19 protein-coding genes are annotated in these 23494 nt (G+C 71.2%); 6 read left to right on the top strand and 13 right to left on the bottom strand.

Features of this window, described 5'->3' with window-relative positions:
- Positions 1-619: 619 nt before the first annotated feature.
- The 5 genes from OHS58_RS25980 to OHS58_RS26000 all read right to left on the bottom strand — a co-directional run bounded on the left by OHS58_RS25980 (position 620) and on the right by OHS58_RS26000 (position 5452).
- On the bottom strand, positions 620-1423 hold the full coding sequence (locus tag OHS58_RS25980; protein WP_328644294.1) for a serine hydrolase: 804 nt from the start codon (positions 1421-1423) through the stop codon (positions 620-622).
- Positions 1420-2493, bottom strand: a complete 1074-nt coding sequence (locus OHS58_RS25985) for a Glu/Leu/Phe/Val dehydrogenase dimerization domain-containing protein (protein WP_328644295.1) — start codon at positions 2491-2493, stop codon at positions 1420-1422. Before OHS58_RS25985 ends, OHS58_RS25980 begins: the two co-directional genes overlap by 4 nt.
- A 162-nt stretch (positions 2494-2655) precedes the next feature.
- Entirely contained in the window at positions 2656-3849 is a 1194-nt protein-coding gene (locus OHS58_RS25990; RefSeq protein ID WP_328644296.1) for a kynureninase, read from the bottom strand.
- Positions 3846-4640: a tryptophan 2,3-dioxygenase gene (locus OHS58_RS25995; RefSeq protein WP_326943560.1), complete on the bottom strand. Its 795-nt coding sequence runs from the start codon at positions 4638-4640 to the stop codon at positions 3846-3848. The genes OHS58_RS25990 and OHS58_RS25995 overlap by 4 nt, the downstream gene beginning before the upstream one ends.
- Complete coding sequence (locus OHS58_RS26000) at positions 4637-5452, bottom strand: PaaX family transcriptional regulator (protein WP_326943561.1); 816 nt, start codon at positions 5450-5452, stop codon at positions 4637-4639. Before OHS58_RS26000 ends, OHS58_RS25995 begins: the two co-directional genes overlap by 4 nt.
- 48 nt (positions 5453-5500) lie before the next feature.
- Between OHS58_RS26000 and OHS58_RS26005 the strand changes: the two genes are divergently transcribed.
- From OHS58_RS26005 to OHS58_RS26020, 4 genes are read left to right on the top strand one after another with little or no spacing between them, the layout of a single operon-like run.
- A complete protein-coding gene (locus OHS58_RS26005) occupies positions 5501-6253 on the top strand; it encodes a creatininase family protein (RefSeq protein WP_328644297.1) in 753 nt (250 codons plus the stop codon).
- A complete protein-coding gene (locus OHS58_RS26010) occupies positions 6246-7754 on the top strand; it encodes a benzoate-CoA ligase family protein (RefSeq protein WP_328644298.1) in 1509 nt (502 codons plus the stop codon). Before OHS58_RS26005 ends, OHS58_RS26010 begins: the two co-directional genes overlap by 8 nt.
- Positions 7751-8443: an SDR family NAD(P)-dependent oxidoreductase gene (locus OHS58_RS26015; protein ID WP_328644299.1), complete on the top strand. Its 693-nt coding sequence runs from the start codon at positions 7751-7753 to the stop codon at positions 8441-8443. The genes OHS58_RS26010 and OHS58_RS26015 overlap by 4 nt, the downstream gene beginning before the upstream one ends.
- Complete coding sequence (locus tag OHS58_RS26020; RefSeq protein WP_326943565.1) at positions 8440-9267, top strand: enoyl-CoA hydratase family protein; 828 nt, start codon at positions 8440-8442, stop codon at positions 9265-9267. The genes OHS58_RS26015 and OHS58_RS26020 overlap by 4 nt, the downstream gene beginning before the upstream one ends.
- A gap of 53 nt (positions 9268-9320) precedes the next feature.
- Here OHS58_RS26020 and OHS58_RS26025 read toward each other — a convergent pair whose 3' ends face one another.
- From OHS58_RS26025 to OHS58_RS26040, 4 genes are read right to left on the bottom strand one after another with little or no spacing between them, the layout of a single operon-like run.
- On the bottom strand, positions 9321-10232 hold the full coding sequence (locus tag OHS58_RS26025; RefSeq protein ID WP_328644300.1) for an SMP-30/gluconolactonase/LRE family protein: 912 nt from the start codon (positions 10230-10232) through the stop codon (positions 9321-9323).
- 10 nt (positions 10233-10242) lie between these two features.
- Positions 10243-10899, bottom strand: coding sequence for a histidine phosphatase family protein (locus tag OHS58_RS26030; RefSeq protein ID WP_328644301.1), 657 nt, complete (start codon positions 10897-10899; stop codon positions 10243-10245).
- Positions 10900-11973 (bottom strand): phosphotransferase family protein, encoded by a 1074-nt coding sequence (locus tag OHS58_RS26035; protein ID WP_328644302.1) that lies wholly within the window; start codon positions 11971-11973, stop codon positions 10900-10902.
- On the bottom strand, positions 11970-12722 hold the full coding sequence (locus OHS58_RS26040; protein WP_328644303.1) for an SDR family oxidoreductase: 753 nt from the start codon (positions 12720-12722) through the stop codon (positions 11970-11972). The genes OHS58_RS26035 and OHS58_RS26040 overlap by 4 nt, the downstream gene beginning before the upstream one ends.
- 390 nt (positions 12723-13112) lie before the next feature.
- On the opposite strand from OHS58_RS26040, the gene OHS58_RS26045 reads away from it, so the two are divergent.
- Positions 13113-14054, top strand: a complete 942-nt coding sequence (locus tag OHS58_RS26045) for a hypothetical protein (RefSeq protein ID WP_326943570.1) — start codon at positions 13113-13115, stop codon at positions 14052-14054.
- A gap of 4 nt (positions 14055-14058) precedes the next feature.
- On the opposite strand, the gene OHS58_RS26050 is transcribed toward OHS58_RS26045, so the two are convergent.
- Positions 14059-15693, bottom strand: a complete 1635-nt coding sequence (locus OHS58_RS26050) for an acyl-CoA synthetase (protein WP_326943571.1) — start codon at positions 15691-15693, stop codon at positions 14059-14061.
- Positions 15694-15844: 151 nt separating this feature from the next.
- On the opposite strand from OHS58_RS26050, the gene OHS58_RS26055 reads away from it, so the two are divergent.
- Entirely contained in the window at positions 15845-17536 is a 1692-nt protein-coding gene (locus OHS58_RS26055; RefSeq protein WP_328644304.1) for a bifunctional 3'-5' exonuclease/DNA polymerase, read from the top strand.
- A 265-nt stretch (positions 17537-17801) separates the two neighbouring features.
- Here OHS58_RS26055 and hrpA read toward each other — a convergent pair whose 3' ends face one another.
- From hrpA to OHS58_RS26070, 3 genes are all read right to left on the bottom strand, one after another.
- On the bottom strand, positions 17802-21695 hold the full coding sequence (hrpA, locus tag OHS58_RS26060) for an ATP-dependent RNA helicase HrpA (RefSeq protein ID WP_328644305.1): 3894 nt from the start codon (positions 21693-21695) through the stop codon (positions 17802-17804).
- 140 nt (positions 21696-21835) lie between these two features.
- Positions 21836-22189 (bottom strand): hypothetical protein, encoded by a 354-nt coding sequence (locus OHS58_RS26065; RefSeq protein WP_328644306.1) that lies wholly within the window; start codon positions 22187-22189, stop codon positions 21836-21838.
- A 116-nt stretch (positions 22190-22305) separates the two neighbouring features.
- Entirely contained in the window at positions 22306-23469 is a 1164-nt protein-coding gene (locus tag OHS58_RS26070; RefSeq protein ID WP_326943575.1) for a lactate 2-monooxygenase, read from the bottom strand.
- Between the last annotated feature and the right edge of the window lie 25 nt (positions 23470-23494).

Here is a 23494-nt window from a genome sequence, read left to right on the forward strand (position 1 = left end):
AACACTCACGAGCGCAGTTGATCGACCGCGGCCCGGGCCGCGTTGCCGGCAGCACTCAGCCGGCGGGGACGCTGTCTCGGATGACCCATGCGGAACCTCGGAGGTCTTGAACAGTCATCCAGACGCTGGGATCTCGGCCGGGCTGCGGGCCACGCCTCATCCAGCCCTGGAACCGTGAGCCGACCGGGCGGCACGGCGACTTCGCCGGGAACCCCGCCCATCCCTGGGGCAGGCGCCCCTGTCCAACCTATCGGCGTCCCCCGACGAGACCGCTCGGAAAGCCGCTGGGCAGCCGGGTTGTCCACATCACGACGAGGCTGTGGACAACAGCCGCCCGGCAGCTGTCCGCGTCGAGCAGGCCCGGCACCAGCCGCCCCAGGCCCCCGCACCAGAAGTCACACGCGCCACACCGGTACCGGTCGTGAGTGTTTAGGAAGGTTAGAACCCTCCTAAACACTCACGACCCCAGCCGCAACGCCTCGGCAACCACAGACCGCCAGCCGGAACCGGCTGGTCACCAAAGCAGGTCCGCCCTGAACACTCACGACCGCGGCTGACCGGCTCGGGCGGCCCCCACCACGTCGTGAGTGTTTAGGGCGGTTCTAACCGCCCTAACCACTCACGACCGCAGCTGCTCCACCGCCGCTCGGGCCGCGTTGCCGATGGCTCGGTCGATGTCCGGGCGGCGCAACGTTTCCGCTCCGCCCACCGTGAACACCGCGATCGCGTACGACACTCCGTCCGGGTACGTCGCGATGCCGATCTCGTTGCGGATGCCCGGCATCGTGCCCGTCTTGGCCGCCACCGCGACGTCGGGCGGGAAGCCCGCGGTCAGGCGGTGCCAGCTGACCTGCGCCGAAAGCCACTCGCGGACCTGCGCGCCGGCGACTTCGTCGCTCCAGATCGCCGACAGCAGGTCGGTCATCTCGCGTGGGGTGCTTGCCGTGGTGCGTAGCGGATCCAGGGCTCGCAGCGGAACGCCCGCCGACGTGTCCTCGATGATCGTGCGCAGCAGGTCGCGCGGGGCGCCGATGATCGTCGTGCGGGTCAGGCCCAGCTCGGCCAGCAGTGACCGGACGTTCTCCACGCCGACGCGGTCGAACAGCAGGTCCGCGGCCGTGTTGTCGGACACCGACAGGGCCAGCTGGGCCGCATCGCGCAGGCTGTACTCGACGTCGTCGGCGAAGCCGGCCGAGCCGCTGCCGCCGAGGCGGTCCGCGGCCGTGGCGCGCACGCGGTCCGTCGGGTCGAGCAGGCCCGCCTCGACCTGGCGGGCGAACTCGAACGCCAGCGCCACCTTCACCACCGACGCCAGGACGACCGGCGCGTCGGCGTCGACACCCACACAAGCGGGAGAACCGAGCCGGCGGACGTGCAGGAAACCCCGCACGCCCACCGCTTCGAACAGAGAAGAAAGACTCACACGGTCATGATGGACCGCAGCCGGCCGACCTCCGCCATCCGCCGCTCGGCGAGCCGGTCGGCCGCCGTCGCCGGGGGGACGCCGTCGGCGTCGGCCAGCGCGAACACGGCCTTCGTCGTGTCGAAGATCGCCGTGGTCTTGCGCTTGGCGCGCGCGAAGTCGAACCCGTGGCGCTCGTCGTCGACCTGGATCACGCCGCCGGCGTTGACCAGGTAGTCCGGCGCGTACAGCACGCCGCGGTCGGCGAGCTGCTTGTCGACGCCCGCGTGCGCGAGCTGGTTGTTGGCCGCGCCGCACACGATGCGCGCGCCCAGCACCGGCACGGTGTCGTCGTTCAGCACGCCGCCGAGCGCGCACGGCGCGAAGACGTCCAGCTCGGCGCGCAGCAGGGTGTCCACATCGGACACCGCCTTGACGTCCGGGTACAGCGAAAGAGTGCGTTCGATCGCCGGCGCGTAGACGTCGGTGATCGTCACCTGCGCCCCGGCCTCGACCAGGTGCCCGACGAGGATGTGCCCGACCTTGCCGACGCCGGCCACGCCGACGCGCTTGCCGGCCAGGTCCGGGCTGCCCCAGAGGTGCTCGGCCGAGGCCCGCATGCCTTGGAAGACGCCGAACGCGGTCAGCACGGACGAGTCGCCGGCGCCGCCGTCCTCGGGCGAACGGCCGGTGACGAACCGGGACTCGCGCGCCACGACGTCCATGTCGTGCACGTACGTGCCCACGTCGCAAGCGGTGATGTAGCGGCCGCCCAGGGACTGCACGAAGCGCCCGTACGCGCGCAGCAGCGCTTCGGACTTGAGCGTCTTCGGGTCGCCGAGGATGACGGCCTTGCCGCCGCCGAGGTCGAGCCCGGCCAGCGCGTTCTTGTACGCCATGCCCTTCGACAGCGCGAGCACGTCGTCGAGCGCGTCGGCTTCGGTGGCGTAGGTGTGGAAGCGCGTCCCGCCCAGTGCGGGACCGAGCGCCGTGGAGTAGATGCCGATGATGGCCTTCAGGCCACTGGCTTCGTCGTGGCAGTACACGACCTGTTCGTGCCCGGAGCTCCGGGCGAACACTCCTTCGGTCACGGTGGTGACTCCTTTGTCTCCCGCGTCCGGTTCGTGGCCGGGACGCGCTTCGATGGTTGACGGGACCGAACGCGGAGGTCGTCCGCCCACGGGTTCCCGGCACCAACCTAGATCGCCGCCGCTCGCCGGACCAGTACAGGTCCCGCGATACGGACCGGTAACTCAGCCCCTGATCACCGCGCCGAGCGTGCCCATCGCCGTCTCCAGCTGCGTGTCGGAGAGGTACGGCGCCGGGCCGAAGCGCAGGTACGGCCCGCGGCTGTCGGTGCGGACGCCCTGCGCGGCCAGCGCGGCCTGCAGCGCACCGGCGTCGGCGCACCGCAGCGAGAGGAAGCCGCCGAGCAGGCCGAGCGGCGTCTCGCGGTCGCGGGTGACGACGCCCTCGGGCAGCGCGAGCTTGTCGAAGGCGTCGGCGAGCAGGCCCACCTGGTGTTGCGACACCTCGCGCAGGAACGCCGGTGTGAGGCCCTGCTCGGCGAAGAACCGCTGGACGCGGGCGCCGCGGTAGTGGCTCGCCGGGTCGTAGGTGGCGCCGGCGAACCGGTCGCCGCCCATGGCGTAGGCGACGCCACCGGGCCGCCGTTCGTCGGCGAGCGCGCCGAACTCGGCGTACCAGCCGGTGATCACCGGCCGCAGCTCCTGGGCGTGCGCGGGCAGCCGCAGGAAGCAGTTGCCCTCGCCCAGCTGCAGGTACTTGTACCCGCCGCCGAGCACCCAGGCGTTGGTCAGGCCCAGGTCGTGCAGCGGGAACGGCACCACGCCGAGCGCGTGGTAGGCGTCGACGACCAGCTCGATCGAGCGGTCGCGGCAGACGTCGGCGAGGTGCGCGAGGCCCGGGACCAGCCGGGACGTCTCGAAGAGCACGGCCGACACGAGCACCGCGGCCGTGTGGTCGTCGACCTCGGCGGCGACGCGCTCGGCCAGCGTCGTCACCGGTTCGACCGGCACGCGCACGACCTCGACGCCCTCCTCTTCGAGGCGCGCGAGCTGACGGCGCAGCGTGTGGAACTCGCCTTCGGTGGTGACCAGCCGTGGTCTTCGGGGCAGCTCCATCGCGGACAGGAACCGCAGCACCAGGTCGTGGGTGCTCGCGCCGAGCGCGTACTCGCCGTGCGGGTCGCCGAGCAGCAGGCGGAAGCCCGCGCGCAGCTCGTCGGCCTTCGCGAAGGCCCGCTCCCACTTCAGGTCGACGTCCCGGGCGGCGTCGGCGAAGGACTCGAGGAGCCCTTCTTCGGCGACGTCGGGCCAGGCCTGGTGCGAGTGCCCGGAGAGCAGGAGGCGTTCCCGCACCGAGAACCGCGTGTAGTGCGCGGCCAGGGCGTTCGAGTCCGCGCGGATGTCGTCGAGCGAGGTCACAATCGGCTCCGTACTGCCCAGAGATCCGGGAACATCGGCTGGAAGAGCGTGGTACGCAGGTAAGTCGCGCCGGACGAGCCCCCTGTCCCGGTCTTGTCGCCGATGGTGCGTTCGACCATCTTCACGTGCCGGTAGCGCCACTCCTGCATCCCTTCATCGAGATCCACCAGACATTCGGCGACGACCGACGGGCCGCCGTCGTCGCGGTACATGTCCAGCAATATCGCCTGCAGGGCCGGGGAGGGCTCCACCGGTCGAGTGACGTCTCGATCACACTCGACCGGGTAGCCAGAAGCCTTGAGGTACGCGAGGAAAGAGTCGAACAACGACGGCCGCGCCATCGCGTCGGCGATGCCCTTCCGCTGCTCGCCGCCTTCGGGGTAGTGCGCGAAGACGCGCTCGTCGCGGCGCCCGAGCACCGCTTCCAGCTCCCGGAACTGGGCCGACTGGAAGCCGCTGGAGGCGTCCAGCCGGGTGCGGAAGCTGGTGAATTGACTGGGTGTCATGGTCTCGAGGACGTCGATCTGCGCGACGGCGACCTTGAGGATCGACAGGATCCGCCGCACGGTGCGGATCGCGTGCGCGGTCGTGCCCGCTTCGAGGCACTCCTGCAGGTACGTCGCTTCGTGCAGCATCTGCTTGAACCACAGCTCGTACACCTGGTGGATCACGATGAACAGCAGCTCGTCGTGCTCCTCGGAACGCGGCCGCTGGGCACCCAGCACCTCGTCCAGCGCCAGGTACGAGGTGTAGCTCAGCGCTTCCTGGGTCTTGGCGTCGATGTCGGTCATCCGTTGGTCACCTCGTCGAAGTGGCGCTGGGCCGCGGGGGCCAGCGCGGTGTACAGATCGTGGAACAACTCGACCGCGGCCGCCCGGTGATCCGGTGCGGGCACCAGGTCGGCGGGCAGTTCCGGGTCGAGCGACGGGAACGCGCGGAAGGTGTGCACCAGCCGCGTGCGGACGTCGAACGCGGTTTTGTCGGTCAGCTCCTCGCCGCGGCAACCGCCGAACTGCTCGACGAACGCCGTGTAGCGCGCGGCCAGCTCGTCGAGGTCCCAGGCCCGGCCGGCGAACCGGCGGACGTCGAGCGCGGCCGACGGCCGGCCGAGCAGCAGCCCGGCGTGCTCGGTGACGTCCAGCTCGCCGAGCAGCGCGAGCACCTCGGCCTCGCGGTCGTGCGGGGCGATCCAGGTGCCGTCCGCGTACGGCCCGAAGCCGAGGAACCGCAGCCGCCGCACCAGCCGTTCGCGGGCCTGGCGGCGGGTCTCGGGGATGCTCTGCCACAGCACCGTCCACTCGCCCGCGGCGCGCTCGCGGCGGCCGAGGGAGAAGATCCGGTGGTCGCCGTCGGCGAGCAGGGCGACCGTGCGGCGGGTCAGCGAGTAGTGCACCGTGCGGCCTTCGCGGTGGCGCGTGAGCAGGCCGCGGCGCACCAGGCGGGTGAGCGCGATCCGGGCCGCGCCGTCGGAAAAGCCCAGCTCGGCGAGCACCGCGACCAGGCCGCCCGACCACACCCGGCGCGTCTCGCGCGGGTGGACGTAGCTGCCCAGCAACGTCACGACCAGCTCCTGGGGGCTGGCTTCGAAGGCGTCGACGGGCACGGGCGCAACTCTATACACCTCAGGCCGCTGCGGTGTAGCTTGATTTGCGTGACGTACTTCGCGGACCTCAGCTCGCGGCAGGTCGGCGCGCTGGCCTCGGACGAGCGCGTCCCGGTGCTGCTGCTCCCGCTGGGCGCGGTCGAGCCGCACGGCCCGCACGCGCCATTAGGCACGGACCCGCTGATCTCGCGCGGCATGTGCGAGCGCGCGGCCGCCCGGCTGGCCGCCGACGACGACGTCCGGGTGCTGATCCTCCCCGAGATCCCGTACGGCGTGACGCGGTTCGCGGCCGGGTTCGCCGGCGGCATCCACGTCGGCGAGGAGACGCTGCACGCGCTGCTGGTGGACGTCGGTGCCGCGCTGATCGGCCAGCGCCTGCCGCGGATCCTGCTGGTCAACAACCACTTCGAGCCCGCGCACCTGGTCACGCTGCGGCGTGCGGTGGAGACGCTCAACTTCGCCTACGCCGGGCACGTCGCGCTGCTGGACCTGGTGCGGCGGCGGCACGCGCAGCGCCTCACCGAGGAGTTCCGGTCGGGTGAGTGCCATGCCGGACGGTACGAGACGTCGCTGGTGCTGGCCGACCGGCCCGAGCTGGTCGACCAAGCCGTCATGCGGGAGCTGCCGCACGTCCCGGTCAGCCTGGCCTCGGCGCCGTCCGATGGCGGCTTCGTCGAAATGGGGATGGCCGACGCCTACTGCGGCAAGCCCGCCGAGGCGACGGCGGAAGAGGGCGAAGAGACCTTCTCGGTCCTGACCGACCTGCTGGTGGAAGCGATCCGGGAGCTGGCCCGTGCCTGAGCCGTTCAACCTCGCGTCCTACTTCGTCGACCGGCACGCGTCAACGGACCGGACCGCGTTGTTCGTCGGCTCGCGGGAGGTCGGTTACGCGTCGCTGGCGAAGCTGGTCAACCGCGCCGGGAACGTGCTGCGCGATGCCGGTGTCCGAAGTGGACAGCGGGTGCTGCTGGCCCTGAGCGACGGCGAGGAGTTCGTCGCCACCTGGTACGGCGCCCAGAAGATCGGCGCGGTCACCGCCGAGGTCTACCCGTTCCTGCAGCCCAAGGACTACGCGTACTACCTGGGGTACACCGAGGCCGTCGCGGTGATCGCGGACGCCGTTACGCTGCCCGCGTTGCGTGAGGCGAGCGCACGGAACCTGCTGGTCACCGGGGTTCCCGAGAGCGAGTTACGGCCGGGCGAACGTCCATTCCGGACACTGCTCGACGCCGCGTCCGACGAACTCGAAGCCGCGCCGACCACGCTGGACGACGTCGGGATCTGGAAGTTCACCACCGGCAGCACCGGCGCGCCCAAGGCGTGCGTCCATCCGTTGCGAAGTGCGAAAGAGAGCTTCGAGCGGTACGCCGTCCAGGTGCTCGGATTGCGTGAGGACGACCGGGTTCTCGCCGTGCCCAAGCTGTTCTTCGGGTACGCGCGCGATCTGGTGGCGCTGTTCCCGTTCGGCGTCGGCGCGGCCGGGATCGCGTTCCCCGAACGCAGCACGGCGGACCTGATGTTCGAGCTGATCGCGCGCTACCGCCCGACCGTGCTGGTGAACGTGCCGACCATGATGAGCGCGATGATCGCGCACCCGGCCGCGGCGGAGCAGGACCTGAGCTGCCTGCGCATGACGACGTCGGCGGGTGAGGCGCTGCCCGCGGAGCTGCACCGGAAGTGGGACGCGGCGTTCGGCGTGCCGGTGGTCGACGGCATCGGATCGTCCGAGGCGTACCACATCTACCTGTCGAACCGGCCCGGCTCGGTTCAGGCCGGGACGCTCGGCACCGAGGTGCCCGGCTACACCGCACAGGTCGTCGACGAACTCGGGAACCCGTTGCCCGACGGGGAAATCGGGCCGCTGCGGGTCACCGGGCCGACGATCGCGCTGGAGTACTACGGCGACGCGGAGAAGTCCGCGAAGACGTTCGACGGCGACACGCTGACGTCTGGTGACCTGTTCAGCCGATCCGGCGGGTTCTTCCGGCACCACGGCCGCGCGGATGCGCTGCTCAAGGTCGGCGGCGTGTTCGTCGCGCCCGGCGAGATCGAGGACTGCCTGCTCGGGCACGCCGCGGTGATGGACTGCGCGGTCGTCGGGCACGAGGCCGGCGGCCTGGTGCTGCCGCGCGCGTACGTCGTGCTCGCGCCGGGCGCGTCGGTGGCCGCGGACGAGCTGAAGGACCACGCCAAGGCACATTTGGCCAAGCACAAATACCCTCGTGAGGTGGTCTTCGTGACCGAACTCCCCCGCACCGCCAACGGCAAGCTCGACCGGCGCGCGCTGGCGGCCCGCCCGTGAGCCGCCTGGTCGTGGTCACCGGCGGCACCCGCGGCATCGGCGCGGCGATCGCGTCGCGGTTTCGCGCCGCGGGCGACACCGTGCTGGCGCCCGGCCGCGCGGACTGCGACGTCACCGACGAGAACGCCGTCTCGGAGTACTTCGCGGCGGCGGGCCCGGTGGACGTGCTGATCAACAACGCCGGGATCTCTTCCAGCGCACCGGTTTCCCGGACCACTTTGGACGATTGGCGGCAGCAGATCGAGGTCAACGCCACAGGGGCTTTCCTGTGCACCCGCGCGGTGCTGCCGGGGATGCGCTCACGGGACAGCGGCCGGATCGTCACGGTCGCGTCGACCGCCTCGCACGTCGGTTATCGCTACACGGCCGGCTACACGGCGTCGAAGCACGCGACGGCCGGGCTGATGCGGGCGGTCGCGGCGGAGCTGGCCGGCACCGGCGTCACGGCGAACGCGGTGTGCCCGGCGTTCGTCCGCACCGACATGACGGCGACGTCGGTGGCGCGGATCCAGGAGCGCACCGGGCGCGATTCTTCCTCTGCGGAAGCTGCTTTGGCGGCGGCGTCTCCGCTGGGCAGACTGCTGGAACCGGACGAAGTGGCGTTCGCGGTGTCCTTCCTGGCGGCCCCCGAGGCCGCCGCGATCAACGGCCAGACCCTCGTACTCGACGGCGGAGGAATCCAGCTATGAGCCCGTTCCGCGCGACCGCACCCCTCACGAAGGAGTGGGAGCACTTCGAGTTCACCGTGGCCGACGGCGTCGCCACGGTGACGCTCGACCGGCCCGAGAAGCTGAACGCGCTGACCTTCGACGTCTACGCCGACCTGCGTGACCTGATCATCGAGCTGCCGCAGCACGAGGACGTCCGGGTGCTGGTGATCACCGGCCGCGGCCGCGGGTTCTGCTCCGGCGGCGACGTCGAGGAGATCATCGGCGAGCTGCAGAAGTTCGAGACGGCGGAGCTGCTGGAGTTCACGCGCATGACGGGCGCGGTGGTGAAGGCCCTGCGCGAGTGCCCGCTGCCGGTGATCGCGGCGGTCAACGGCGTCGCGGCGGGCGCGGGTTCGGTGATCGCCCTGGCGAGCGACTTCCGGCTGCTGGCGCAGTCGGCCAAGTTCGCGTTCCTGTTCACGAAGGTCGGTTTGGCCGGCGCGGACATGGGCTCGGCGTACCTCCTGCCGCGCTTGGTGGGCCTGGGCCGCGCCACGGAACTGCTGATCCTGGGCGACAAGGTGTCCTCTTCTCGCGCCGCCGAGATCGGCCTGGCCACACAGGTGGTTCCCGATGAGGACCTGCCCGCCGCCGCCACCGCTTTGGCCCGCCGCCTGGCGGACGGCCCGGCGCTGGCGTACGCGACGACGAAGGTGCTGCTGACCCGCGAACTGGACATGGACCTGGGCAGCGCGATCGAGCTGGAAGCGATGACCCAGGCGCTGCTGATGACGGCGAAGGACCACAAGGAGTTCTACGCGGCCTGGTCGGCGGGCCGCGAACCCCGCTGGACCGGCCGCTGAAGCCGTCGTGAGTGAGAAACAGTGTTCTAACACTGTTTCTCACTCACGACCGGTCAGACCCGGGTGACCGCGATCTTCGACTCCTCCAGTGAGCCGAAGTACAGCTGGCCCCGCCACTCGCGGACGCCCACCAGCATGTGGAAGCCGTCGATCTCGCCGCGCAGCTCGCGGTGCACCTTGCCGTCCGGCGCGACGCCCAGCACGCCGACCTCGCGGCCCGGGCGGGGCTGCAGCCACGTCGGGAGCGCGCGGACGCCCGCGCGCACGAAAGCCGGCAACCGGCGGACCACGTCCAAAGCGGCCACCTTCGGCGACGCCTGCGTGATCCAGATCAGGCCGTCCGTGCCCGTGGAGATGTTGTCCGGGAAGCCCGGCAGGTCGTCGACGAAGACGTCGGAACGGCCGTCGTCCAGCCAGACGCGCGTCACGCGGCAGGCGCCCGTCTCCGCGACCGCCACGAACGACTCGTCCGGGGCCAGCGCGACGCCGTTGGCGAACTGGAGGCCGTCGAGGACCAGGTCGATCGCGCCGTCCGGGGTGCGGCGCAGCAGGCGGCCGCCGGCGGTCTGCTCGATCAGGTCGTCACGCCAGTTGTCGATGCCGAAGCGGCGCGAGGAGTCCGTGAAGTAGATCGTGCCGTCCGCGGCCACGGCGGCGTTGTTGCAGAACACGAAGTCCAGGCCCAGCGCCGACGTCGCCAGGGTCCTCGGCGTGCCGCCGGCCAGCGGCATCACCAGCAGCCCGGCCCGCGCGTCGCAGATCAGCAGCTCGTCGTCGCCGTACAGCTCCAGGCCCAGGGGACGGCCGCCGGTGTCGGCGATGGTCTCGGCGCCACGGCCGTCCGCGGTGTGCCGCAGGATGCGGCCGTCGTCGACGCCGGTGTAGATCCGGCCCTCGCCGTCGAGGACGACGTCCTCCGGGCCGTGGCCGCCGACCTCGAGGAGCGTGACTTCGCCGAACCGCATCGAACGTCTCCTACCGGTAGGTGAGCAGCTGGGCCGCGTCCGCTTCGAAGTGCGGATGCTCGTTGAACGACAGCATCGTGACGCCGCCGCGGCCGGACACCAGCTTGGTGATCCCGCCGTTGACGGTGACGCGGTTGAGCTTGAGCAGGCCCACCTCGGGCGTGCCCAGGAGCGCGCCGCAGACGGTGGCGATCACGCCGCCGGAGGTGAACACGACCGCGTGCTCCCCCTTGCCCAGCGTCGCGACCAGGTCTTCCAGCGCGCCGCGGCAGCGGGCGAGGAAAGCGGGCCACGTCTCCGCGCACGGGCCGTCGGCGCCCGCCTCGATCCACGACGTCAGCGCCTTGTCCAGCACCCCCTGGTAGGCGCGCGAGTCCTCCTGCGGCGCGCCGCCCGCGTGGTGCACGCCGATGTCGACGTGGTCGTACTCGTTCCAGCGCGGATCCTCGGCCACGGGGACGTCGGTGCCCAGCACCCTCAACGCCGTCGCCGCGGTGTCGCGCTGCCGGGCGAGCGTGCCCGACCGGGCCTGACTGAAGGAGACGTTGCGGCGCAGCAGTTCCGCACCGACCACAGTGGACTGTTCGAAGCCGCGCGGGGACAGCGCGTCGTAGTCCGCCGCGCCGAACGACGCCTGTCCGTGCCGGACCAGGTAGATCGCGCCCACTCAGACCTTCCCCTTCGCGATGATCTCGCGGCAGCGCCAGTCGAGGTAACCGACGAACTGCCAGAAGTCCTTGAACGCCGGGTTGCGCGTGGCGCCGTCGTGGTAGCGCCGGTAGAGCTGCTGCAGCACCGCGGCGAGCCGGAAGAGGCCGTAGACCTCGTAGAACCGCCAGTCGCCGATCGTGAGCCCGGTCTTATCGGCGTAGCGCGCGACGAACTCCTCGCGGGTGAACGTGCCCGGCAGGTGCGTCGGCTGGCGGCGGCTGGCCTGCATGACGTCGTCGTCGCCGGCCTCCACCCAGTACGCCAGCATGCTGCCCAGCTCCATCAGCGGGTCGCCGAGCGTCGCCATCTCCCAGTCGAGGACGCCGGTGATGTTCAGGGTCGACGGGCCGTCCAGCACCAGGTTGTCGAGGCGGTAGTCGTTGTGGATCAAGCAGATCTTGACCTCGCCAGGCTGGTTCGAAGCCAGCCACTCGCGCACCTCGGCGAAGTCGCCGACGTTGTCCGTGCGCGCCGCGGTGAACCGCTCCGACCAGCCGCGGATCTGCCGCTCGACGTACCCCGCGCCCTTGCCGAGGTCGCTCAGCCCGGCGCGCTCGACGTCGACGGCGTGCAGGTCGACCAGCCGGTCGACGACCTTGCCGGACAGCTCGCGCGCCTGCTCCGGCGCCAGCGTCATGCCCTCGGGGAGGTCGCCGCGCAGGATCAGGCCGTCGAGCTTCTCCATCACGTAGAAGTCGCCGCCGAGCACGGCCGGGTCGTCGCCGAAGGCGAGCATCTTCGGCACGTACGGGAACACCGGCTTGAGGGCGTGCTGCACGCGGTACTCGCGCCGCATGTCGTGCGCCGACGCGGCTTTGTGCCCGGCCGGCGGGCGGCGCAGGATCAGCTCGCGGCCGGGGTAGGTCAGCAGGTAGGTCAGGTTCGACGCGCCGCCGGGGAACTGCCGGACCCGCGGTGGTTCGTCGCCGAGGCCGTCGACGCGGACCGCCAGCCACTCGTGCACCGCGGCGGCGTCGAAGACGTCCTCGGCGCGGACGTCGACCGTGCTGTCGGTGCTGTTGATGCTCACGCGAACTTCCGCAGGATCCAGACCGGCACGACGCGCATGGCGAGGCTGAGCGGCACCCACGGCCACGCCGGGACGTACGCCCGCGAGCCCTCGGCCTCGATGGCCTTCACCAGCGCGCGGGCCCCGGCGTCGGCCTTGGCCAGCAACGGGTTCCGGCCGATCCGGTCGTTCATCTCGGACTCGATGTAGCCCGGCCGGATGTCGGTGACCTTGATGCCCTTGCGCTTCAGCTCGGCGCGGGTGCCGTCGACGAACGTCGAGATGCCCGCCTTCGACGCGGCGTACGCGGTGAGGTTGCCGGGCAGGCCGCGGATCGCGCTGAACGACGAGACGACGGCGATGTGCCCGGAGCCCTGCTCGCGGAAGATCCCGGCGGCGGCTTCGATCTGCGCGGCGGCCGCGACGAAGTTGACTTCGAGGGTCTGGCGGTTGGCGTCAAACCGGCCCTTGCCGACCGGCTGCCCCTTCCCGAGCCCGGCGTTCACAATCACCCGGTCGAGGGACCCCAGCTCGGCGCGGAACTCCTCGAAGACGCGGAAGACGCTGTCGTGGTCGGTGACGTCCAGGGTGCGCGTCACGACCTTGATCCCGGGGTGGGCCGCCATCAGCTCGGCGGCGAGTTTCTCCAGGCGCTCCGTGCGCCGGGCGCACAACGCGAGGTTGCGTCCCTTCGCCGCGAACTGCCGGGCCATGCCCTCGCCCAAGCCGCTGCTCGCGCCCGTGATCAGGATGTTCTTCCGGAGCGTCATGGACCGGATGCTACCCGGTGGTAATAAGACCGGTGGCCCGGCGCTGGGGGCGTCGCCGGGCCACCGGTCATCGCGCGGCCACACCGGCCGGTCGCACAACGCGGCCGGGTGAACCGGAGCCGGAACCGCTCACGCGGCCGGTTCGCCTGCGCCCGGGTGGGCCGTGAGGGGGAGGCGGTGCCACCGGCGCAGGCAAGTCATACAAGCGCGTCCGCCCAGGCCGGGGCAATGGTTCACAGTTGCCAGTACTAGCCCGTTCGCCCGAGTGGACGCACGTCCGGAGCGATCGACAGCCCCGGTGAAGAGGGACGCGGATCATGCCCGGAATCCTGCTAACGTGCACCGTGTCGGGGATCGTCGGGGGACGGCACGGGGCGGGTCGGATCGGCAATGGCGGGCAGCACGGCGGACCACGTGGTGAGCGGCGGTCAGGAAGGTGAACGCACCGCGTTCGCCACCCGGCTGCGCGCGGCCATCGCCACCAGCGGGCTCTCCCTCGACCGCATCCAGGCCCGGCTGCGGGCCCGCGGCGTCGTCGTCAGCGTCACCGCGCTCAGTTATTGGCAGTCGGGCAAAAGACAGCCGGAGCGGCAGAGCTCCCTGTCCGCGGTGCGCAGCCTCGAAGAAATCCTCGACGTCCCCGCCGGGTCCCTGCTCGGCCTGCTGCCCCCGCCGCGCCCCCGTGGCGGCGCCGGGAAGCGCCAGGCCGGCGGCGAGCCCATGTCGTTCCCACGCGAAGTGCTGCTGCCGATGCTCGCGAAGGTCGGGGCGCCGGACGCGCTCGAGCGCCAGCACCCGCTGAAGATGGTCGGGCTGCACGACCTCTGCGAGATCGCCGAGGACGGCGGCCAGCGCTCGGTGACCGCCCGCGCGGTCTTCCAGGCCGGCACCGACGGCCTGGACCGCTGGCTGCTGGTCTACACCCAGGACGACCCGGCCGCCGGGCCGCCGGAGCTGCACGCGGTGCGCAACTGCCGGGTCGGGCGCGCCGAGGTCGACGAGAAGCACGGCCTCGTCGTCGCCGAACTCGTCTTCGACCAGCCGATCGACCGCGGCGAGACGCACCTGATCGAGTACACCCTGACCAACAGCGGCCCGCCGTACCCGGAGTGCCGCAACACCCACTACCGCGAGTTCCGCCGCCCGGTGCGCGAATACCTGCTGGAGGTCCGGTTCGCGCCGGGCACCGCGCCCGGCCACTGCTGGCAGTACTCGCGCAACGACACCGCCGGCTCGATGTCGCGCCGCCCGCTGAAGCTGGACGGCGCGGACGGCGTGCACGCCGTGGCCCTCGACTTCGGCCCCGGCGTCTTCGGCATCGACTGGGAGTAGCGGCTCAGGAAAGCTTGGTGCGCAACACCTTCCCGGTCGCGTTGCGCGGCAGCTCGTCGAGGAACTCGACGTCGCGGGGGACCTTGTAACGAGCCAGGTTCGCCTTGACGTAGTCGCGGACCGCGTCGACGTCGAGGTCCGCGCCGTCGGCCAGGACGACGAACGCCTTGAGCCGCTGGCCGAACTCCGGGTCCTCGACGCCGATCACCGCCGCCTCCAGGACGTCCTCGCGCTCGACGAGGAGGTTCTCCACCTCGATCGGGAACACGTTCTCGCCGCCGGAGACGATCATCTCGTCGTCGCGGCCGTCGATGAACAGGAGGCCGTCCTCGTCGAAGTGGCCGACGTCGCCGCTGGAGAGCAGGCCGTCGATGATCTCCTTGTGGCGGCCGTCGGTGTAGCCGCCGAAGCTGAGCCCGCTGCCGACGAACACGCGGCCGGTGACGTGCGGCTCGGTGACCCGGCCGCCCTTTTCGTCGTACAGCGCGACTTTGCAGCCGACCGGCGCACGGCCGACCGTGCCCGGGGCCTTCACCCAGTCCTCCGGCGTCGCGACGGTGGCCACGGCGACCTCGGTCGAGCCGTACAGGTTGTGCACGACCGGGCCGAACGCCTCGTTGGCGCGGTTGCCCAGATCCGGCGACAGCGCCGAGCCGGCGACGAAGACGATCCGCAGCGACGACGTGTCGTACTTGCCGAGGACGTCCTTCGGCAGGTCGACGATGCGCTGCAGCATGGTCGGCACGAGCACCAGCGCGGTGCACTTGTGCTCGGCCACCCCGCGCAGTGTCTCTTCGGGACTGAACTTGCGGCGCATCACGACCGTCGAACCGAGCGCGAAGGACAGGATGAACTGCGACAGGCCGGTGCCGTGGAACAGCGGCGCGCCCATGTACGTGGCTTCGTTGGCGCGCAGCGGGATCCGGTCGAGGAACTGCGCCGAGGCCAGCGCCGAGGTGTGCGGCCGCGGCGCGCCCTTCGGCGTCCCGGTGGTGCCGCTGGTCAGCAGCACGAACCCGCCCGGCTTGGCCGGCGCGGGCCACGGCCGGTCGTCGGTGCTGGCGATGATCTCGGCGAGCACCGGGACGTCCCGGTCGGACAGGTCGCTGTCGGCGTCCACCCAGGCCAGGTAGCGGTCGACGTTCTCCGGCATGGCGTCCAGCAGGCCGGTGAACTCCTGGTCGTACACCAGCGCGGTGACGTTCTCGCGCTTCGCGACGTCGGCCAGCTGCGGCTTGGCGAAGCCGGTGTTCATCAGCAGCAGGCGCACGCCGAGCTTGCCGGCCGCGGCCATCGTGAGGACCAGGCCGCGGTGGTCGCGGCACAGTGCGGCGACGACCTGGCCGGGCTTGATCCCGCGCTCCGACCAGGCCCGGGCCAGCGCGTTCGACTGGTCGTCGAGCTGCTTGTAGGTGAGCGGGCCGACCTCGTCGACGATGCCGACGGCGGTCGGGTCACGGCGCGCGGAGATGTGGTTGGCGCCGGCGAACGGCCCGTACTTGCGGATCGCGACCAGGGACCGGAGGCCTTCGTCGACGCGGGGGAAGGGCACCAGCCCGGCCCGCCGCATCACGTCGACACTGCGCGCCGTCTCGGCCACCTTGTCCGCCACCTGCGTGGCGAGCGCGACCAGACTCATCCGGGCACCTCCGTTGCTGCGGGAAGAGACCCACGCCGACGGCACGACGTACCGGCGGTATGGGGGCTACTCGACAGTAAACCAAGCCCGTCGCCCCCGCACCAGACGTGGTCTCGCGGAAACTGTCGGTGGTGGTCGGCACAATGAGTCCGTGCAGGTGATCGTGGGGCAGGAGGAGGACGGGAGCTTCACCGTGCACTCGCCGTCCTCGACCGTGACCGGCCTGGACGAGGCGGGTTTCGCGGCGCTGGCCCGGGAGCTGGAGGCCGCGCTCGACCCGCGGTGGGTGTTCCCGTCCGTCGAGGTCACCTACCCGGTGCTGGTGGCGGCCGGGGTCCGGCTGCGGCGTTGTCACGACCTCTCGCTAGTCGAGGGGCTGCTGCTGGCGCACGCGGGTCAGGAGGGCCAGTCGCGGAGCCTGCGCGCGGCCTGGGCCAGGGCGAACGGTGACGAGCCGCCGTCGGATTCGGCGACCGTCGAGCTGGCTCAGCCGACGCTGTTCGACACGCGGACGCCGACGCTGCCCGACGGCGTGACGGTCGTCACGGCGGTCCAGCGCGTGCTCGCGGAGCAGGACCGGCGGGCCGCGGCGGTCGAGCACCCGGACCGGTTCCGGCTGCTGCTGGCCGCGGAGTCGGCGAGCGCGCTGGCCGCGGTGGAGATGGCGGCCGACGGCCTGCCCTGGCGCGCGGACCTGCACGAGGCGCTGCTGGTCTCGCGGCTCGGTCCCCGCGTGCCGGCCGGGCACCGGCCGAAGGTGCTGGTGGAGCTGGCGGCGAAGATCACCGAGGCCTTCGGCGGGCGGGCGGTCAACCCGGACTCGCCGCCGAGCGTCGTCCGGGCACTGGCCCGGGCCGGGATCGAGATACCGTCCGCGCGGAAGTACTTCCTCAAGGGGATCGACCACCCGGCGGTCGGGCCGCTGCTGGAGTACAAGGAGCTGTCGCGGCTCTACACGGCGAACGGCTGGACGTGGCTCGAGGAGTGGGTCACCGACGGCCGGTTCCGCCCGCACTACGTCGTCGGCGGGGTGGTGTCCGGGCGGTGGGCCAGCCGCGGCGGCGGGGCGTTGCAGATCCCGAAGGTGCTGCGCACGTGCGTCCGCGCGGACCCGGGGTGGAAGCTGGTGGTGGCCGACGCGGCGCAGCTGGAACCCCGGGTGCTGACGGCGTTGTCGGGCGACCGCCGCCTGGCCGACGTCGCGGCGGCGACGGACCTGTACGCGCGGCTGGGCGAAGCGCTGTTCTCGGGCGCCCACTGGGTCCCGTTGTCACCGGACGACGACCGCGACGACCGGGCCCGCGCGAAGATCGCGATGCTGTCGGCGATGTACGGCGGCACGTCCGGCGAAGCGGGGCCGTTGCTCGCGCTCTTGCGGCAACGGTTCCCGGACGCGGTGTCCTATGTGGAGCACGCGGCCCAAGCGGGCGAACGCGGTGAGCGCGTCCGTTCTCGTCTCGGCCGCACCTCCCCCGCCCCTTCCGCGGCCTGGCGTGCCCTGACCGGCGGCCTGGCGTCGGACGAAGCGGCGGAACTGAAGGCCCGCCGGGCGTCGCGCGGCTGGGGCCGGTTCACGCGCAACTTCGTCGTCCAGGCGAGTGCGGCGGACATGACGGCGGTGATGCTGGCCACGCTCCGCCGTCGCCTCCCCGCCCCCGCCCACCTGGTCTTCTTCCAGCACGACGAGGTGATCGTCCACACCCCGGCGGAGCTGGCCGACGTGGTCTCGTCGTCCATTGTGGACAGCATCACGGAGGCGGCGACCATGCTGTTCGGCGAGGCATGCCCGGTCCGCTTCCCGATGCACATAGCCCCAGTCGACACCTACGCCGACGCGAAATAACCGAGTCACGCGCCCAATCACGCGAGTCACGTCTTCAAACACGCGAGATCCACCGCAGATCACGCGAGTTCGGAGCCCCGACACACGAGCCGACCCTCCAGGTACGCGAGCCGACCCTCTGAGTACGTGAGTCGTCCGTCCAGGTACGCGAGTTTGCCGTTCCGGTACAACGGACTCGCGTGATCCGGCGCGCATTTCGCGTGATCAGAAACGGATTTCGCGTGATTGGGGGCGTAACTCGCGTGATGGGAGGGGCGACACGGCGTCAGGCCAGGGCGTCGTCCAAGGCCTTCGTGATGCGTTTCAGCGAGACCGGGTGCGCCGTGCCCAGGGTCTGGGCGAAGAACGAGACCCGCAGCTCCTCGATCATCCAGCGGACCTCGTCCAGGGCCGGGGACGACGTGCCCGGTGGGAGGGAAGCGCGAGCCTCGGCGTACTCGGAAGTGATCCACGCGATGTCCGCCGTCCGCTGCAGGTCGCGGGTCGGCTCCGACGCCAGCTTCTCCAATCGCCGCGAGATCCCCTGCAGGTAGCGGACGACGTTGCGCAGCCGGGACGCGCCCGTCGCCGTCACGAAACCCGGGTACACCAGCGATGACAACTGCGCGCGCACGTCCGCGAGGGACTCCGCCGGGCCGCGGGTCGAGGGCAGCGCCACCTCGACGTCGTTCGCCGCGCGCAGGATCTTCTCCACCTCCGTCAGGACCTCCAGCACCGTCTGGTGCAGGCCGGCCCGGACCTTCTCCAGCAGCGACGCGAACCCGGCTTCGTCGAACGCCGGGCCGCCCGCGGTGGCCATCAGGGCGTCCACCGCGCAGTCGACGCAGTCCTCCAGCAGCGCCGCGACGCTGCCGTGCGGGTTGCGGTTCAGCACCAGCTTCGAGGAGTTGGACAGCGACCGCGTGATGAACTTCATCGGCGAGCTCAGGTTGAGCCGCAGCATCCGCCGCGTGCCCGCCCACATCGCGTGTTCCTGCTGGGCCGGCGTGTCCAGCATCCGGACCGCCACCGTCGCGCCCTCGTCGACCAGTGCCGGGTACGCCTTGACGTCGTGGCCGCGCTGCGTCGAAGCGAAAACCCTTGGCAGCGAACCGAACGACGGCTTCGTCAGGCCCGCCTTCTCCAGGCTGTTGGCCGCCTTCGAGATGGTCTCCCGGACCTTCGGCGCCAGCTTGAGCCGCAGCAGCGAGATGTCCTTGCCCTCGGCCACGCGCTTGCCGCGCTCGTCCACCACCCGGAACGTCACCTTCAGGTGGTCCGGCACCGAAGAAAGGTCCCAGTCGGAGAACGGGATCGTGATACCGCGCAACGCACGCAGCTCGCGGCCGAGCACCTCCAGCAGCGGACCGTCCGAAGGGGACACTCGCGAAAGGACGTAGTTCGCCGTGTCCGGCGCCGGGACGAAGTTGCGGCGCACCGCCTTCGGCAGCGACTTGATCAGCTGCGTCACCAGCTCCGACCGCAAGCCCGGCACCTGCCAGTCGAAACCGTCCTCGGTGACCTGGTTCAGCACCGGCAGCGGGATGTGCACGGTGACGCCGTCCGCGTCCGCGCCCGGCTCGAACTGGTAGGTCAGCGCGAAGGCCTGCGTGCCCTGCGTCCACGAGTCGGGGTAGTCGCCCTCGCGGACGCCGCCCGCGGTCTCGTTGATGAGCATCGACTTCTCGAACGACAGCAGGTCCGGCTGCTCGTGGCGGGTCTTCTTCCACCACGTGTCGAAGTGCCGCACCGAAACGACGTCCGCGGGCACGCGGGAATCGTAGAACTCGTACAGCGTCTGGTCGTCGACCAGGATGTCGCGGCGCCGCGCGCGGTTCTCGAGGTCCTCGACCTCCTCCAGCAGCGCCCGGTTCTCGGCGAAGAAGTGGTGGCGCGTCTGCCAGTCGCCCTCGACCAGCGCGTGCCGGATGAACAGCGCCCGCGACATCTCGGGGTCGATCCGCCCGTAGTTGACGCGCCGGTCGGCGATCAGCGGGACGCCGTAGAGCGTCACCTTCTCGATCGCGATCACCGCGCCCTGCTTGCGTTCCCAGTGCGGCTCGGAGTAGTTGCGCTTGACGACGTGCTGCGCCAGTGGCTCGACCCACTCCGGCTCGATGCGCGCGTTGACCCGGGCCCACAGCCGGGACGTCTCGACCAGCTCGGCCGACATCACCCAGCGTGGCTGCTTCTTGAACAGCGCCGAACCGGGGAACACGCCGAACCGCGCGCCGCGTGCGCCCAGGTAGTCGCCCTTCGCCGGGTCCTTGAGCCCGATGTGCGAGAGCAGCCCGGCGATCAGCGACGTGTGCACCTTCTGCGGGTCGACGGCGTCGGTGTTCGTGTTCAGCGAGATGCCGAGCGGTTTGGCCAGCTGACGGAGCTGGCTGAAGATGTCCTGCCACTCGCGCACGCGCAGGTAGTTCAGGTACTCGTTGCGGCACAGCCGGCGGAACTGGTTGCTGGACAACGCCTTCTGCTGCTCGGCGACGTACTCCCAGAGGTTCAGGTAGGCCAGGAAGTCCGACGTCGGGTCCGCGAACCGCGCGTGCTGCTGGTCGGCCTGCTGCTGCTTCTCCGACGGCCGCTCGCGCGGGTCCTGGATGGACAGTGCGGCCGCGATGATCATCACTTCGCGGACGCAGCCGTTCTGGGCGGCCTCCAGGACCATCCGGCCCATCCGCGGGTCCACCGGCAGCTGCGCGAGCTTGCGGCCGGTCTCGGTGAGCCGCCGGTCGCTGTTGCCGGCGGCCTCGCTGTCGAACGCGCCCAGCTCCTGCAGCAGGCCGATGCCGTCGGTGACCTGACGGCGGTCCGGCGGCTCGACGAACGGGAACGCGGCGATGTCGCCCAGCCCGAGCGACGTCATCTGCAGGATGACCGAGGCCAGGTTGGTCCGCAGGATCTCCGGGTCGGTGAACTCGGGCCGCGCCTCGAAGTCGTCTTCGGAGTAGAGGCGGATGCAGATGCCGTCCGACGTCCGGCCGCAGCGGCCCTTGCGCTGGTTCGCCGACGCCTGCGACACCGGCTCGATCGGCAGCCGCTGCACCTTGGTGCGGTGGCTGTAGCGCGAGATGCGCGCGGTGCCCGGGTCGACGACGTACTTGATGCCCGGCACGGTCAGCGACGTCTCGGCGACGTTCGTCGCGAGCACCACGCGACGCCCGGTGTGCTGCTGGAACACCCGGTGCTGGTCGGCCGCCGACAGCCGCGCGTACAGCGGCAGGACCTCGGTGCCCCGCAGGTCGGCGCGGTTGAGCACGTCCGCCGTGTCGCGGATCTCGCGCTCGCCGGAGAGGAACACCAGCACGTCGCCCGGGCCCTCGGCGCACAGCTCTTCGACGGCTTCGAGGATGCCTTGGGTCTGATCGCGCTCGTCGTCCCCTTCGGGATCCTCCGGGTCGACGAGCGGCCGGTAGCGGACCTCGACGGGGTACGTGCGGCCGGAGACCTCGACGATCGGCGCGTTGTCGAAGTGCTTCGAGAACCGCTCCGGGTCGATGGTCGCCGAGGTGATGATCACCTTGAGGTCGGGACGCCGCGGGAGCAGCTGCTTGAGGTAGCCGAGGATGAAGTCGATGTTGAGGCTGCGCTCGTGGGCCTCGTCGATGATCAGCGTGTCGTACTGGCGCAGCGCCCGGTCGGTCTGGATCTCGGCCAGCAGGATGCCGTCGGTCATCAGCTTGACCAGCGTGTCCTGCCCGGACTGGTCGGTGAACCGCACCTTGTAGCCGACGGTGTCGCCCAGCTCGGTCTTCAGCTCGCTCGCGATCCGGTCGGCGACCGTGCGCGCGGCCAGCCGGCGCGGCTGCGTGTGCCCGATCTGGCCGCGGACGCCGCGGCCCAGCTCGAGGCAGATCTTGGGCAGCTGGGTGGTCTTGCCCGAGCCGGTCTCCCCCGCGACGATCACGACCTGGTGCGCGGCGATGGCCGCGCCGATCTCGTCCTTGAGCCTGCTGACCGGCAGCTCTTCGGGGTATTCGATCTTGGGCACGCTCTCGCGGCGCGACAGCAGCCGCAGCTCGGCGGCGTCGACGTCGGCGGCGATCCGGGCGAGGGCGGAGTCGCGGTCGCGGGCCTTGCGGGCACCGTCGAGCCGCCTGCGCAGCCGGTGCTCGTCGCGCGGCATCAGCTCGGGCAGGCGCGCACGCAGCGCTTCGAACGGGGATGGTGTGGACATACTCGGGCCAAGGATAGCCGTGCGTGACGACGCGGGCTCCTGAATATCCCCGCGGCGTGACCGGCGGCACCCCCGAAAGCCGTGAAGGCCTCCTTACCGGCCATAAGAGCCGGTAAGGAGGCCTTCACGGACGACGAGCGTCAGCCGGGCTGGCCGGGCTGCTGCGGGTACTGCTGCTGGGCGTAGGGCTGCTGCTGCGGCGCCTGGCCGGGGAACTGCTGCTGCGGCTGGCCCGGGTAGCCCTGCGGGGCGCCCGGGGCCGGCGGCTGCTGCGCGAACTGCTGCTGCGGCTGCGGCGCGGCCTTGGACCGGTTGAGCACCAGCGAGACGACGATCAGCGCGACGCCGACGAGGCCCAGCACGATCCCGAACGTGGGCTGCATGTCGTCGGCCCACGAGAGCAGCCGGAACTCCATGTCGAACTGCTCGAGGACGAACGTGCCGAAGCCGAGGACGGCGAACAGGATGCCGATCCGCATCATGATGGAAGACAAGGAAAACCCCCAACGGGCAAGGAAAACAGGAGCAGACCGCCCCCGACGGCCCGCAATGGGACTCGAACGATAACGACCGGTCCCGACCCTGTCCCCGGATTTCCCGATTTGTTACCTCACGTCCGCTGGAGCGAGTCCGGGCCCAGGTCGGCGAGGGTGCGGTGGCCGGAAAGTCCCATCGTCAGGTCGAAGTCGGCCAGCAAGCTCCGCAGCACGTGCCGCACGCCGTCCTCGCCCGCGTGCGCCAGGCCGTAGACCCACGGACGGCCCACCAGCACCGCGCGGGCGCCGAGCGCGATCGCCTTGAGGACGTCCGCGCCGGTGCGAATGCCGGAGTCGAACAGCACCTCCAGCCGGTCGCCGACCGCCGCGACGATGCCGGGCAACGCCTCCAGCGCGCCGATCGCGCCGTCGACCTGGCGGCCGCCGTGGTTGGACACGACGATGCCGTCCATCCCGGCCTCGGCGGCGCGGCGCGCGTCGGCGACGTGCTGGATGCCCTTGAGCACGATCGGGCCGTCCCAGTGCTCGCGCAGGAACGGCAGCTGGTCCCACGTCCGGTCGGCGCCGGTGATCATGCCGAGCCAGCGCAGGATCGCCGTGCCTGAATCCTCCTCCGGCGTCTTCTCCAGCAGGCCGCGGAACACCGGGTCGGTGAACGCGACGGCGAGCCCCTCGCCCTTGAGGAACGGCAGGTAGCCCTGGTCCAGATCGGACGGTCGCCAGGCCAGCGTCCACGTGTCGAGCGTGACGACCAGCGCCGTGTAGCCGGCCGCCTTCGCCCGGGCCAGCAGGCTCGCGCAGACGTCCGGGTCGCCGGGCCAGTACAGCTGGAACCAGCGCGGGCCGTCGCCGTTGGCCGCGGCGACGTCCTCGATGCCGGTCGACGACGCCGTGGAGAGGATGAACGGCAGGCCGACCGAGGCGGCGGCCCGCGCCGTGGCCGACTCGGCACCGGAGTGCACGATCGACTGAACGCCGACGGGCGCGACGGCCACCGGCGCGGGCAGCCGGGTGCCGAGCACCGTGGTCGCCAGGTCGCGGTCGGTGGCGCCGGTCAGCATCCGCGGCACGACGCGCCAGCGGTCGAACGCCTCGCGGTTGGCCCGCGCGGTGGCGCCGGAGCCGGCCGCGCCCGCGACGTAGGAGAACGGGCCGGGCGCCATGACCTCGCGCGCCGACGCTTCGAGCTTCGTCGCGTCGGTCGAGCACGGCGGCAGCTGACCACCGAGTCCCTGCAGGTAGAGCTCGTTCTGGTAGCTGCCGAAGCGTTCGGTCACGTCTGCCTCCTCGCGTTCGAACGCG

The organism is Amycolatopsis sp. NBC_00348 (assembly GCF_036114655.1).
Classification (GTDB): domain Bacteria; phylum Actinomycetota; class Actinomycetes; order Mycobacteriales; family Pseudonocardiaceae; genus Amycolatopsis.